Annotated in this window: 15 protein-coding genes; 7 read left to right on the top strand and 8 right to left on the bottom strand. The window is 62.3% G+C overall.

What is annotated here, in order from left to right:
* The 6 genes from PFH44_RS03845 to acpT form a co-directional block, all read left to right on the top strand.
* On the top strand, positions 1-194 hold a 194-nt coding region (locus PFH44_RS03845), incomplete at its 5' end, for a DUF3261 domain-containing protein (RefSeq protein WP_283824338.1).
* 1 nt (position 195) lies between these two features.
* Positions 196-1,365, top strand: a complete 1,170-nt coding sequence (locus tag PFH44_RS03840) for a beta-ketoacyl-[acyl-carrier-protein] synthase family protein (protein ID WP_283824337.1) — start codon at positions 196-198, stop codon at positions 1,363-1,365.
* Positions 1,362-1,838 carry a hotdog family protein gene (locus PFH44_RS03835; RefSeq protein ID WP_076946186.1) on the top strand — a complete coding sequence of 159 codons (477 nt, stop codon included), beginning with the start codon at positions 1,362-1,364 and terminating at the stop codon, positions 1,836-1,838. The genes PFH44_RS03840 and PFH44_RS03835 overlap by 4 nt, the downstream gene beginning before the upstream one ends.
* Positions 1,835-2,566 carry a 3-ketoacyl-ACP reductase FabG2 gene (locus PFH44_RS03830; RefSeq protein ID WP_283824336.1) on the top strand — a complete coding sequence of 244 codons (732 nt, stop codon included), beginning with the start codon at positions 1,835-1,837 and terminating at the stop codon, positions 2,564-2,566. The genes PFH44_RS03835 and PFH44_RS03830 overlap by 4 nt, the downstream gene beginning before the upstream one ends.
* A complete protein-coding gene (locus tag PFH44_RS03825; protein ID WP_283824335.1) occupies positions 2,563-3,792 on the top strand; it encodes a beta-ketoacyl-ACP synthase in 1,230 nt (409 codons plus the stop codon). Before PFH44_RS03830 ends, PFH44_RS03825 begins: the two co-directional genes overlap by 4 nt.
* 1 nt (position 3,793) lies before the next feature.
* Complete coding sequence (acpT, locus tag PFH44_RS03820; protein ID WP_045853972.1) at positions 3,794-4,363, top strand: 4'-phosphopantetheinyl transferase AcpT; 570 nt, start codon at positions 3,794-3,796, stop codon at positions 4,361-4,363.
* Between the two features lies 1 nt (position 4,364).
* On the opposite strand, the gene arnF is transcribed toward acpT, so the two are convergent.
* The 8 genes from arnF to PFH44_RS03780 form a co-directional block, all read right to left on the bottom strand.
* Positions 4,365-4,748: a 4-amino-4-deoxy-L-arabinose-phosphoundecaprenol flippase subunit ArnF gene (arnF, locus tag PFH44_RS03815; protein ID WP_283824334.1), complete on the bottom strand. Its 384-nt coding sequence runs from the start codon at positions 4,746-4,748 to the stop codon at positions 4,365-4,367.
* Positions 4,748-5,086, bottom strand: coding sequence for a 4-amino-4-deoxy-L-arabinose-phosphoundecaprenol flippase subunit ArnE (arnE, locus tag PFH44_RS03810; RefSeq protein WP_133600090.1), 339 nt, complete (start codon positions 5,084-5,086; stop codon positions 4,748-4,750). The genes arnF and arnE overlap by 1 nt, the downstream gene beginning before the upstream one ends.
* Positions 5,083-6,738, bottom strand: coding sequence for a lipid IV(A) 4-amino-4-deoxy-L-arabinosyltransferase (gene arnT / locus PFH44_RS03805; protein ID WP_283824333.1), 1,656 nt, complete (start codon positions 6,736-6,738; stop codon positions 5,083-5,085). Before arnT ends, arnE begins: the two co-directional genes overlap by 4 nt.
* Entirely contained in the window at positions 6,735-7,637 is a 903-nt protein-coding gene (arnD, locus tag PFH44_RS03800; protein WP_283824332.1) for a 4-deoxy-4-formamido-L-arabinose-phosphoundecaprenol deformylase, read from the bottom strand. The genes arnT and arnD overlap by 4 nt, the downstream gene beginning before the upstream one ends.
* Complete coding sequence (gene arnA / locus PFH44_RS03795; RefSeq protein WP_283824331.1) at positions 7,634-9,619, bottom strand: bifunctional UDP-4-amino-4-deoxy-L-arabinose formyltransferase/UDP-glucuronic acid oxidase ArnA; 1,986 nt, start codon at positions 9,617-9,619, stop codon at positions 7,634-7,636. The genes arnD and arnA overlap by 4 nt, the downstream gene beginning before the upstream one ends.
* Positions 9,616-10,599, bottom strand: coding sequence for an undecaprenyl-phosphate 4-deoxy-4-formamido-L-arabinose transferase (arnC, locus tag PFH44_RS03790; protein ID WP_076946192.1), 984 nt, complete (start codon positions 10,597-10,599; stop codon positions 9,616-9,618). Before arnC ends, arnA begins: the two co-directional genes overlap by 4 nt.
* A 1-nt stretch (position 10,600) precedes the next feature.
* A complete protein-coding gene (gene arnB, locus PFH44_RS03785; protein ID WP_283824330.1) occupies positions 10,601-11,740 on the bottom strand; it encodes a UDP-4-amino-4-deoxy-L-arabinose aminotransferase in 1,140 nt (379 codons plus the stop codon).
* Positions 11,741-12,135: 395 nt separating this feature from the next.
* Positions 12,136-12,639 (bottom strand): phenolic acid decarboxylase, encoded by a 504-nt coding sequence (locus tag PFH44_RS03780; protein WP_045853964.1) that lies wholly within the window; start codon positions 12,637-12,639, stop codon positions 12,136-12,138.
* 99 nt (positions 12,640-12,738) lie between these two features.
* On the opposite strand from PFH44_RS03780, the gene PFH44_RS03775 reads away from it, so the two are divergent.
* A complete protein-coding gene (locus PFH44_RS03775) occupies positions 12,739-13,599 on the top strand; it encodes a LysR family transcriptional regulator (protein ID WP_283824329.1) in 861 nt (286 codons plus the stop codon).
* Positions 13,600-13,652 lie beyond the last annotated feature (53 nt).

Genomic DNA, 13,652 nt, shown 5'->3' with positions numbered 1-13,652 from the left:
TCGCGGCCTGGCAGCCGCAGCTGCCGAAAGGCTGGACGCTGACCGACGCCGGCGACAGGCGCGAGCTGCGCAACGCCCGCGGCAGGCTGGTGACGGAAATCACCTACCTGAACCGCAAAGGCCGCCGTGAGCCCATCAGCATTCAGCAGCACGCCTTCGGCTACCACATCACCATTCAATACCTGGGTGACTGAGATGATCTACATTTCCGCTGTCGGCATGATCAACGCGCTGGGCAACAGCCTCGACGAGATCGCCTGTAACCTGACGCGCGGTATCGCCCCCGGTATGCGCCCGCGCGCCGGCTGGCTGCAGGGGCAACCGCAGGCGATACTCGGCGGCGTTGACGGCGAGCTGCCCGCCATCGGCGACGCGTTTGCCGCCCACCGCTCGCGTAACAATCAGCTGCTGCTGGCGGCGCTGGCGCAGATTCAGCCGCAGGTGGACGACGCTATCGCCCGCTACGGCCGCGACCGCGTGGCGGTGGTGCTCGGCACCAGCACCTCCGGACTCGATGAGGGCGACAGGCACGTGGACTTAACCCTCAACGCGAAGGCGAGCGCGGCCTGGCGCTACCCGCAGCAGGAGCTGGGCGATCCGTCGCGCTTTCTCAGCCGCTGGCTGGAGCTCGACGGCCCGGCCTTTACCCTCTCCACCGCCTGCTCCTCCAGCGCCCGCGCGATAATCAGCGGGCGGCGGCTGATCGAGGCCGGCCTCGCAGACGTGGCGATTGTCGGCGGCGCCGACTCCCTCAGCCGGATGCCGGTGAACGGCTTCCACAGCCTGGAGTCCCTCTCCCCGACGCTGTGCCAGCCCTTCGGCCGCGACCGGAGCGGAATTACCATCGGCGAAGGCGCGGCGCTGATGCTGCTGACCCGCGAGCCGCAGCCCATCGCCCTGCTCGGGGTGGGCGAGTCCAGCGACGCGCACCATATTTCGGCCCCTCATCCGCAGGGCGAGGGTGCCATCCGCGCCATTCGCCAGGCGCTCGACGATGCCGGTATCGCCGCCGACGCGGTGGGCTACATTAACCTCCACGGTACCGCCACGCCGCTTAACGACCAGGTGGAGTCCCAGGTGGTGAGCGCGCTGTTTGGCGAGCAGGTGCCGTGCAGCTCCACCAAGCATCTGACCGGCCATACGCTGGGCGCGGCGGGGATCACCGAAGCGGCAATCGCCATGCTGATCCTGCAGCGCAGCCTGCCGCTGCCCGCTCAGGATTTCAGCCTTTCGCCGCGCGACCCGGCGCTGCCCGCCTGCGGCATCATCGATACCGCGCAGCCGCTGGCTCGTCCGACGATCCTGTCCAACTCGTTCGCCTTTGGCGGCAATAACGCCAGCATTCTGCTCGGGAGAGTTTTATGAACCACTATTTATCGCCCGGCGACTACCTGCCGCACGACGCGCCGATGCTGCTGCTGGAAGAGGTGCTGGAGGTCACTGACGAAACCGCCGCGTGCCGCGTTGCCGTCACCGGCCGCGGCGTGCTGGCGCCGTTTCTTGACGCCGACGGCAACCTGCCCGGCTGGTTTGCGCTGGAGCTGATGGCGCAGACCGTCGGCGTCTGGTCAGGCTGGCATCGCCGCCGGCAGGGGCAAAGCACTATTGCGCTCGGCATGGTGCTCGGCGCCAGAGAGCTTATCTGCGCCGCGGGGGTGCTGCCCGCCGGCCGGACGCTGACCATCAGCGTCAGCCTGCTGATGCAGGACGCGCGTTTTGGCAGCTTTGAATGCGCCATCAGCGCCGGGGATGAGGCGCTGGCAACCGGCCGGGTGAATACCTTCCAGCCCACCGCCGAAGAGTTAACGACGCTTTTTAATCAGGGAGAGAAACCATGAGTCGCTCAGTATTAGTGACCGGTGCCAGCAAGGGCATCGGCCGCGCTATCGCCTGCCAGCTGGCGGCGGACGGTTTTACCGTCGGCGTTCATTACCATCGCGACGCCGAGGGCGCGCGGGAGACCCTCGAGACCCTGCAGGCCGCCGGCGGTACCGGACGGGTGCTGAGCTTTGACGTCGCCAACCGCGAGCAGTGCCGCGAGGTGCTGGAGCAGGAGATCGCCGCCCACGGCCCGTGGTACGGCGTGGTAAGCAACGCCGGGATCGCCCGCGACGGCGCCTTCCCGGCGCTCAGCGACGACGACTGGGATTGCGTCATCCACACCAATCTCGACAGCTTTTACAACGTCATTCAGCCGTGCATTATGCCGATGATCGGCGCCCGTCAGGGCGGGCGGATTATTACCCTGTCGTCCGTTTCCGGGGTGATGGGCAACCGCGGCCAGGTCAACTACAGCGCGGCGAAGGCGGGCATTATCGGCGCCACCAAGGCGCTGGCCATCGAGCTGGCGAAACGCAAAATCACCGTCAACTGCATTGCGCCGGGGCTGATTGATACCGGGATGATCGAGATGGAAGAGGCCGCGCAGAAAGAGGCGATGGCGCTGATCCCGATGAAGCGTATGGGCCAGGCGGAGGAAGTGGCCGGGCTGGCCAGCTATTTAATGTCCGACATTGCGGGTTACGTTACCCGCCAGGTTATTTCCATCAATGGAGGTATGTTATGACACGCCGTGTCGTGATTACAGGGATGGGCGGCGTCACCGCCTTTGGGGAAAACTGGCAGGACGTTTCCGCCAGGCTGCTGGCCTACGAGAACGCCGTGCGCAAGATGCCGGAGTGGCAAATCTACGACGGCCTGCACACCCTGCTCGGCGCGCCGATCGACGATTTCACCCTGCCGGAGCACTATACCCGCAAGCGTATTCGCGCCATGGGCCGGGTATCGCTGATGTCCACCCGCGCCAGCGAGCTGGCGCTGGAGCAGGCCGGCCTGATTGGCGAAGCGGTGCTGACGAACGGCGAAACCGGTATTGCCTACGGCTCGTCAACCGGCAGCACCGGCCCGGTGAGCGAGTTTGCCACCATGCTGACGGAAAAGCATACCAACAACATTACCGGCACCACCTACGTGCAGATGATGCCGCACACCACCGCGGTCAACACCGGGCTCTTCTTCGGCCTGCGCGGGCGGGTGATCCCCACCTCCAGCGCCTGCACCTCCGGCAGCCAGGCCATCGGCTACGCCTGGGAAGCCATTCGCCACGGCTATCAAACGGTGATGGTAGCCGGCGGCGCCGAAGAGCTCTGTCCGTCCGAAGCGGCGATCTTTGATACCCTGTTCGCCACCAGCCAGCGCAACGATGAGCCGAAAACCACCCCGTCGCCGTTCGACGCGCGTCGCGATGGCCTGGTGATTGGCGAAGGCGCCGGTACGCTGATCCTCGAAGAGCTGGAGCACGCCAAAGCGCGCGGCGCGACGATCTACGGCGAAATCGTCGGCTTTGCCACCAACTGCGACGCCGCGCATATCACCCAGCCGCAGCAGGAAACGATGCAAATTTGCATGGCGCAGGCGCTGAGCATGGCCGGTTTACGCCCTGAAGATATCGGCTATATCTCGGCCCACGGTACGGCAACCGATCGCGGCGATATTGCCGAAAGCCGGGCCAGCGCCGCCCTCTTCGGCAGCCGCGTGCCGATCTCGTCCTTGAAAAGCTATTTTGGCCATACGCTGGGCGCCTGCGGGGCGCTGGAGGCCTGGATGAGCCTGCAGATGATGCGTGAAGGCTGGTTCGTCCCGACGCTCAACCTGCGCCAGCCGGATCCCCAGTGCGGCGAACTCGACTACATCATGGGGGAAGCGCGCAGGATCGACTGCGAGTACCTGCAGAGCAACAACTTCGCCTTTGGCGGCATCAATACGTCCATCATCATTAAGCGTTGGTCCTGATATGTATCGGCTTTTGCTGGGGAAAATTTCGACCTTAAGCACCCGGGCGCTCCCGCCGGCGCTCCGTGCCCTTGCGCCGCAGGGCGCGCGCCGCGACGGCTGGCTGGCAGGCCGCGCGCTGCTCTCCCAGGCGGTGACGCCGCTGCCCGAGATTATCTACGCCGGGCAGGGCAAGCCGGGGTTTGCTGACGGGACGCCGCTGTGGTTTAACCTCAGCCACAGCGGCGACGATATTGCGCTGCTGCTCAGCGACGAAGGCGAAGTGGGCTGCGATATTGAAGTCATTCGCCCGCGTGAAAACTGGCGTCGGATCGCCAATGCGGTGTTTAGCTCCGGCGAACACGCCCAGCTGGAAGCCGAACGGCCGGAACAGCAGCTGGCCGCGTTCTGGCGCATCTGGACGCGTAAAGAGGCCATCGTTAAGCAGCGCGGCGGCAGCGCCTGGCAGATCGCCAGCGTTGACAGCACCTTCCGCTCCCGGCTGTCGGTCAGCCAGCTTCAGCTTGGCGACCTCAGCCTGGCGGCGTGCACGCCGACGCCGTTCGAGCTCAAGGTCGAACGGGCGGGCTAAGTCAGGCTTTGCGCTTCAGCGGCCAGAAGATGGTCAGCACGCCGGCGACGATAATCAGCACCCCCAGCAGCGAGCGCCAGCGGAAAGCCTCGTGCCAGCCGGGCAGCCAGACAGCGGCGGCCCACACCACGATGTAGCTCAGGCTCAGCAGGGCATAGGCTTTGGCGAGCGGCAGACGGTGCAGCGCAAAGTACCAGCACACCATCGACAGCAGGTAGCCGCCCAGCCCCAGCGCCAGGCCGAAGGTGCCGGCCCTGAGATGGACAAGATGGCCGATAAACGTGACCAGGTCGGTAAGCGGCGGCAGCTCGACCATCGCCCCGCGCAGCAGCAGCTGCGCGGCGCTGACCAGCCCGACGCTAAGCAGCGCCCAGATTAAGCCCATCAGACGCTACTCCCGAGAATGACGATACCCACGACAATCAAGCCGACCCCTACCCAGTGGCGGCGCGCTACCGGCTCATGCCAGACGCCCCACGCCGCGAGGGTGACCCAGACAAAGTTGAGGCTCAGCATCGGGTAGGCAATGCTCACCGGGATCGCCTGCAGCACGCTCAGCCATAGCAGCATGCCCCCGCCGAGCGCCAGCAGCGCCAGCCCCAGCCAGCCAAGAATATGCCGTCCGCGCCGCCCGGATTTGGACGGGCGGGTGGCCTGTTTCTGGCACAGCTGCCCGACGCAGCTCAGCAGGCTGGCGAGCGCCAGGCAGATCCAGATACTCATTGCGGCAGATACTGGATAAACACAACCCGCCCTAACTCATAGGAGCTATCGGGTTTTGGTAGCGGCAGATCGTTCATGCTCTCCCCTTTGTCCATCAGCAGAACCAGCGATACCGGCCCCTGCTGACGATGCGTTGCCAGCCAGCTGGCAAAGTCGCCCTCGCTGACGAAGCGGCCCTGCGCATCCGGCCAGTCGAGACCGTATTTTAGCTCACCCTGCTTATCGAACAGAATGATATCGCTGCGCCTGAGCTCCCACGACAGGCCGCCGGCAATACCGACGTTGTTGGTCAGCACGTAGCGGCTTGGCGCCAGCGACTCGCCGACAATATCAATCATAAACTGCGGCTGCTTGCTATCAATTACCCGGTCAGGAATGGCGAATCCCACCAGCAGCGCCAGCCCCAGCGGACAGCAGGCGGCCAGCGGCCAGCGCCGGGCGCTGTCCTTCATCGTCAGCCAGCCCACCAGCGCCCAGGCCGCAAATATCAAGGCCGCCAGCAGGCACTTATACAGCTCAATCTGCGACCACACCGGCCTGTGCATAAAGCTCCACGGCGAGAGCGCCAGCACCGCCAGCAGACCGACCAGGCCGAAGCCGAGGTTGATCATCGCATTGATGCGCAGCACCTTCGCCCCCGCTTTCGCCGCATTCAGCGCATAGCGGGCCATCAGGATCGCCAGCGGCCCAAAGCACGGCAGGATGTAGGTCGGCAGCTTGCCCTTAGCGATGCTGAAGAACAGCAGCGGCATCACCACCCAGCCCAGCAGGTACAGCGCGCCGCGGGCGTCTTCGCGCTCGGTCCAGCCGCGCTTCAGCGCCCCGGGCAGCAGCGCCAGCCACGGCAGGCTTCCGGCAATCAGGAACGGAATGTAGTACCAGAACGGCGCCTTATGCTGGGCGTCTTTCTCGGCAAAGCGCTGGATATGCTCCACCCAGAAGAAGTAGCGCCAGAAGTCCGGCTCGCGCTGGGCAATAGCCAGCCCCCAGGGCAGCACCACCAGCGCGCAGACGGCCACCGACAGCCAGCCCCAGGTCAGCACCTCACGCCAGCGCTTGCGCGCAATGACCCACGGCAGCACGCCCACCACCGGCACCGCCAGCGCGAGGAAGCCTTTGGTCATCACCCCCATCCCGCAGGCCACGCCCAGCAGGAGATAGCCGGCAATTTTGCCCCGCCGGGTCTGCGCCTGAGCGGCGCCCCAGAAGCTGCACATGGCGAGGGCCATCCACATGGCGATCATCGGGTCCAGCACCGCATAGGTGCCGATACCGTAGACCAGCAGCGCGGTGAGGAACATCACGCCGGAGAGGATCGCCAGCCGCCTGTCCCGCCAGATCCGCCACGCCAGCCAGGCCACCAGCAGCGCGGTCACGCTGATGGAGAATACCGAGCCAAAGCGAACGCCAAAATTGTTGTGGCCAAACAGCCACTGCCCGATGCTGTTAATCCAGTAGCCGGCAATCGGTTTTTCAAAGTAGCGCAGCCCGAGGAAATGCGGCACCACCCAGTCGCCGGAGGCCAGCATTTCGCGGCTAATCTCCGCGTAGCGCGTCTCGTCAGGCTGCCAGAGCAGGCGGAAATTCAGCGGCAGTACGTAATACAGGGCAAACAGCGCCAGCAGGGAGATACCATAACGAATGCTTTTCATACGTCCTGACTCAATAATTGTTCACGCCCAAGCCAGCCTTCCCGGCCGGCCAGTTCACCGCGGACCACCTTACCCACCGGCAGCTCGCTAAAATTAGCGGGCAGCAGCTGGCTCAGCGGGCAAAACTGGATCTCTTCCTGCGCCGCCATGGTCAGCAGCTCATCAAACTGCTGCGCAAACGCAATCCCTTCCACTTCGGCATGAATGGTATAGACCGGGACGCCCGCGTCGCGATGAATGCAGTCCAGCAGATAGCGGTTAAAGCCGCCGGTATCCACCGCGCTGCCGACCACCTCATCCCAGGTGGGAAGCGTTACCGGGATCTGCACGGTGCCCAGCGTCTCGCTGCCGAGCTGCGGCCGGAAGGGGCGGCTGCCGCGGCAGTCGCTGTTGTAGAGAAAATCGAAGGACTCTTTGGCTTTGATAACCCGCTGGTCGGCGCGCCAGCCGGCGACGGCGGAGCAGGTCACCGGACGGCCAATAATCCGCTCCAGCTCCAGCAGCCCGCGCTCAACCTCCAGGGTCAGGCGCTCCTGCGGCCAGACGCCGCTCCACGCCTGCCAGCTGTAGTGATCCCAGGCGTGCAGGCCCACCTCATGGGCCTGCGCCGTCGCGCGCAGCACCTCTTCATTGCCCGCGCCGATGCGCCGTCCGGGCCAGGCGGTACCGGCCAGCAGGATATCCCAGCCGTACAGCGAGGCCGCCTTTGAGCGCAGCATCTTCCACAAAAACTTCGGTTTTATCAGGCGCCATAAATGGCGCCCCATATTGTCCGGCCCAACGCTAAAAAAGAAGCTCGCCTGAATCCCGTGCTGGCCCAGAAGGGTCAGCAGCCGCGGAACCCCGTCCCGCGTGCCGCGAAAGGTATCAACATCTATGCGTAAGCCGACCTGTTTCATGATGTCTTATCATCCGCCAGCTCAACGGTGCGCAGGAAGAAGTCGAGGGTATGCTCGACGGTCTCTTCCATCGGTACCGTCGGCGTCCAGCTCAGGCAGCGCTTCGCGTTGCGGATGCTCGGCTTGCGGTGCTCGACGTCCTGATAACCTTTTCCGTAGTAGTCGCTGCTTTCGACATCGCGGAAGCCGGCGAACGGCGGGAATTTGCCGCGCAGCGGATGGCGCTCGAAGCACTCCAGCAGCATCTCGGCCAGCTCTTTAATACTGGCTTCGTTGTCCGGGTTTCCGATGTTGATAATCTGCCCGTCGCAGCGGCCGTCTCTGTTCTCGATAATGCGGAACAGGGCCTCAATACCGTCGCTGATATCGGTGAAGCAGCGCTTCTGCTTGCCGCCTTCGATAAGCTTAATCGGCGAGCCTTCAACCAGGTTGAGGATCAGCTGGGTAATGGCGCGGGAGCTGCCGATACGCGCGGCGTTGAGGTTATCCAGACGCGGTCCCATCCAGTTAAACGGACGGAACAGGGTGAAGCGCAGCGCGGCTTTGTCGCCGTAGGCCCAGATAACGCGGTCGAGCAGCTGCTTCGACACGGAATAGATCCAGCGCTGCTTGTTGATCGGCCCCACCACCAGGTTCGAGCTGTCTTCATCGAAGTTTTTATCGGTGCACATGCCGTACACTTCAGAGGTCGACGGGAAGATAATGCGCTTATCGTACTTCACGCAGTCGCGGATAATCTTCAGGTTCTCTTCGAAGTCCAGCTCGAACACGCGCAGCGGGTTACGGGTGTATTCGATAGGCGTGGCGATCGCCACCAGCGGCAGAACCACGTCGCATTTCTTAATGTGATACTCAATCCATTCGGAGTGAATGCTGATATCCCCTTCGACGAAGTGGAAGCGCGGATTCTCGAGGAAGCGGCTGATGGCATCAGAACCGATATCCAGCCCGTAGATTTCGTAATTATCGTCCTGCAGCAGACGCTCGGTCAGATGGTTGCCGATAAACCCGTTAACGCCGAGGATCAGCACGCGGGTGCGGCGCTTAATCGCCACGACCGGCTTGCTGCTCAGCACCGCGCCGGAGACCAGGCCCAGGGCCTGCGCCAGCTGCGTACCCTGAATATAGACGCCGCGATCGGTCTGACCGGTGACGATTTCCAGCGCTCCGTCCTGGCAGGCGACCACCAGCGGCGCGGTGGAGATCACCGTCCCCGGCTGCGCTGCCGGCAGATCGTGACGGACGCGGGATTTCCAGACGATAAATTTGTTGGCGCCGGTGTAGCCGAACGCGCCCGGCCACGGATCGGAGACGGCGCGGACCAGGTTATGCAGGGCCTGCGCCGGCTGCTCCCAGTCAAGACGGCCATCTTCCGGCGTGCGGCGGCCAACGTAGGTCGCCTGGCTCTCATCCTGCGCGCGCGCGGCAATGTTGCCTTCGCGGATTGCCGGCAGCGCCTGGCCCAGCAGCTCGGACGCCGCCGTGCACAGCCTGCGGTGCAGGGTCAGCGCCACGTCATCGGCCCCAATGGCCACCGCCTGCTGGGCGACGATATCGCCGGCATCGGCGCGGCCAATCATGCGGTGCAGGGTGACGCCCGTTTCGCTCTCTCCGTTGACCAGCACCCAGTTCAGCGGCGCGCGGCCGCGATACTTCGGCAGCAGGGAGCCGTGCAGGTTAAAGGCGCCCTGCGGCGCAAGATTGAGGATCTCATCGCCCAGCAGATTGCGGTAGTAGAAGGAGAACAGCACGTCCGGCTTTATTTCGCGGATACGTTCAATCCACAGCGGGTGATTCACATCTTCTGGCGCCCATACCGGGATACCCTGTTCCGCAGCGAGACGCGCCACCGAACCAAAGAAATGGTTTTCGCCGGGGTTATCCGGATGGGTGAAAATAGCGGCGATGTCATACCCGGCGTCCAGCAGGGACTGAATACCTGCGCAACCCATATCGTGATAAGCGAAGACTACGGCTTTCATGAACGATCTTCCTCTTGAGATGCCGTTTCCGGCTGACGAACAACACGTTGAATAAAGTAGCGGGGGCGAGCGCGAACATCGTTATAGATGCGGCCGATATACTCCCCAAGCAGGCCCATGCCGACAAACTGGGCGCCGATAAACATAAACAGCACGGCAAAGAGCACGAACACCCCTTCGGCCGCCCACTGCGGGCCTAATACCAGGCGCAGGACGATCAGCAGGATCGAGAAGGCGAAGCCCAGCAGGGCGATCACGCTACCGAAAACGCTGAGCAGGCGCAGCGGCGTGGTGGTCAGGCAGGTCACCAGGTCGTACATCAGGTTAATCAGGCGCATAAAGCTGTATTTGGAGTCGCCGAACTCACGCTCGGCGTGCATCACCGGGATCTCCACCGCCCGGCGGGCAAAGGTGTTCGCGAGGATCGGAATAAACGTACTGCGCTCGTGGCAGTTGAGCATCGCGTCGATGATATGGCGGCGATAGGCCCGCAGCATGCAGCCGTAGTCGCCCATCGCTTTACCGGTGGTGCGCTGGATCAGGCGGTTGATGGTCTTCGACGCGGCTTTGCGGAAGAAGGTGTCCTGGCGGTTCTGACGCACGGTTCCGACCACGTCATAGCCCTCGTCCGCTTTCTCGACCAGCCGCGGGATCTCCTCCGGCGGGTTTTGCAGGTCGGCATCAAGGGTAATAATCAGATCGCCGGTGACGTGGCTAAAGCCCGCCATGATCGCCGAGTGCTGGCCGTAGTTGCGGTTCAGCAGCACCGCCACGACGTGGCTGCCTTCGGCTTCGGCCGCCGCCGTCAGCATGAGGGCGGAGTCATCGCTGCTGCCGTCGTCGACCAGCAGGATTTCATATTCACGCCCAAGGGTGGCGCAGGCGGTATCCGTGCGGCGAATGAGCTCTGGCAAACTCTCCTGCTCGTTATACACAGGGATGACCACCGAGACCTTCTTCACGGGAGGATAAGTAAACATATTAACGTCCTGACAGCTGGTGCAGAGCGGAGATAACGCGAGTGACGTCGTCATCGGTCATATCCGGGAACAGCGGGAGTGAACAAATGCGCGCGCTGTTCCATTCCGTGTTCGGCAATGACAGCGTCGGGAAGCGCTCGCGGTAATATTTTTGCGTATGCGCCGCGCGGAAATGCAGGCCGGTGCCGATCCCCATGGCTTTCAGCTGCTCCATTAAGGCATCGCGATGAATGCCGCAGAGGGCCTCATCGACGCGAATAATAAACAGGTGCCAGGCGTGCTGATGCTCCCAGCCCGGCACCTGCAGCGGCACGAACGGGGTATCCGCCAGCTCGCTCAGATAGCGGCGGGCAATGTCGGCGCGACGCTGGTTGGCGTGCGGCAGCTTCTCCAGCTGCACCAGCGCCAGCGCGGCGTTGATATCGGCAAGGTTGTACTTGAAGCCCGGGGAGATCACCTCCGCCTGCGGGGCGCGCCCGAGGGTCTGACGGTCGTAGGCGTCAACGCCAAGGCCGTGGAATTTGAGGCTACGGATACGCGCAGCCAGCTCGTCGTCATCGGTGACGACCAGCCCGCCTTCGGCGCAGGTCATATTTTTAATGGCGTGGAAGGAGAAGATTGCGGTACCGCGGCTGCCGACGTGGCGGCCCTTGTAGTACGTCCCCGCCGCGTGGGCGGCATCTTCAATCACCGGGATGCCGTGGCGCTCGCCGACGGCGCGAATCGCGTCGATATCCGCCGGTGCGCCGGCGTAATGCACGGGAACGATGGCCCTGGTGCGGGGAGTAATCGCCGCTTCAACCGCCTCAGCGGTAATCATCAGGTTATCGCGATCGACGTCGATCATCACCGGCGTCGCGCCCAGCAGGCAGATCATGTTCAGGGTCGAGACCCAGGTTTGCGAAGGGGTGATCACCTCATCGCCGGCACCGATGCCCAGCGCCATCAGCGTCACGTGCATGCCGCCGGTCGCCGAGCTGACCGCCACCGCGTGACGGTTGCCGGTCAGCGTGCAGAAGGCCTCTTCCAGCGCCTGATTCTTCGGCCCGGTGGTGATCCAACCTGATTGCAAAACTTCACGCAGCGCGGCCAGCTCTGCGTCACCCATTGACGGGCGCGAAAACGGCAAAAATTCGCTCATCATTTTCCTGCTCTGTATATGGCCCGAACAAACTCAGGCCGGTAGAAAAAAATATCCTGCGCCAGCGGACTTAAACAAAATGAAAATGAAATTCTTTCAATGCCACATTTTCATTGCAGGGTATTTGACGTTATTTAATTTAGACGGGGTTGCTTAGGATAATATTAAGAAATTAATATAGTTGGCGATCTGCAATACAACCAGTTGTTTTATAAATAAGTTTATTAACTGTGATGGCTGTTTTAAGGGCGGGACTCGGCTCCTGTCCCAGGGCAGGCCAGGAGCACGGGGGTGGTAAAGTAAACAAACATTAAACCGTTAAAGAATAAATATAACTTTACGCGATGCTGCTAAAGATAAAATCTAATGTAGATCACAAAATTATTTCCGGAATATTACAAGTTTGCAGGAAAATCAGCCGGTAATTGATTAGCGGGACAATTAATAACAGCGTCATTGTCGGCGCCGCAGTCGCGAACAAAGGTAATTGTCGCAAACTCATCAATTACTTCCGTCGGATAGGCCGGGCCGGCAGCGCGGTAAGACTCCATCAGCGGAATATGCTCGTTCTGGAAGCAGACGGTTTTTTGCGGATCGTTGATAACCCAGCGCGGAAAGAAGATGGTGCCGTGAAACAGCCGGTCGCCGAGATTAACGATCAGGCTGACGTCGGTTCCGGTTGGTTCGGTCCACGAGATTTTATAGACGCTGGCCCCTACTCGTACGATAAAAGCCTGCTGATCTTTCACCCACCGATTGCCGACGATCCCGCTATGAATACGGTAGTCCAGGGTGCGGCCATTTTTGACGTAAATTTCGTAGTTCCACCCGTTATCGTAGGTATAAACCAGATGTTTGCCGATAAAACCGCTCAAATCGTGTTTGTCGAAAGCGTTCATTGTGCTTGCTCCTCTGTTGTTGGAACCCAGCGTACTGCTTTAAAAAATGAATGAATAACGCTATGTTTGGATTGAATCCATCCACTTTTTAGATGAGTTATGCACAAGACAACGCTCGAACAATGGGCTCTGCTGGAGAAGGTTATCGCCCTGGGCAGCTTTGCCAGGGCCGCGGAGGAGACCCATCGCAGCCAGTCGTCGGTCAGCTACAACCTCGCCCTGCTGCAGGAGAGGCTGGGGGTGACGCTGCTGACGCCATCCGGGCGCCGCGCGGTATTAACGCCGGCGGGCGAACTGCTGCTCGCCCAGGTTAAGCCGCTGCTGCAGGCTTTTTATTACGTGGAGAACCATGCTGCTGCGCTGCGCAACGGCGCCCGCAGCAGGCTCGATCTGGTGGTCGACAGCATTTTTCCTCGCCAGCGGCTGTTTGCTATTCTGCGCCAGTTCCAGCAGCGCTACCCGCAAACCCAGGTCAGGCTAACGGAGGTGCTGGAAAACGTCGGCGACGAGAGCGCGGCGCGCGGCGAGGCTGACGTGATGGTGCTCACCCGCCGCCAGGATATTACCGGCCGCGGCGAGTGGCTGATGAACATCGATTTTATCGCCGTGGCCCACCGGGACCATCCGCTGGCCGCCCTCGACGGGCCGCTGGACGATAGCGCCCTCGCCCGCTGGCCGCTGGTGCAAATCGCCGATCGCCACAACGAGCGCCAGCCGGGCCGCGACGCGTGGACCTTCTCCACCATTGATGCCGCGATTGACGCCGTGCTGTATCAGGTCGGTTTCGGCTGGCTGCCCGAAGAGCGCATTCGCCAACGGCTCGCGCAGGGGGAGCTGAAGCCGCTGCCTCTGAGCCACGGCGCTCGCCGCGCAACCCCGCTGCACCTGATCGTTAAGCGCGACGTCGCCCCCATTGATGAACAGCTCGCCACGCTTCTGGATCTCTTCAGGCTCCCCTGACGGCGCCGCTTATATATGATTTTCTTATACTATCGGGCCATTGATTGATCTGA

It is taken from the genome of Klebsiella sp. Ech2A (assembly GCF_030078455.1).
Taxonomy (GTDB): Bacteria; Pseudomonadota; Gammaproteobacteria; order Enterobacterales; family Enterobacteriaceae; genus Klebsiella; species Klebsiella terrigena.
This window is presented reverse-complemented; position numbering and strand designations above follow the sequence as displayed.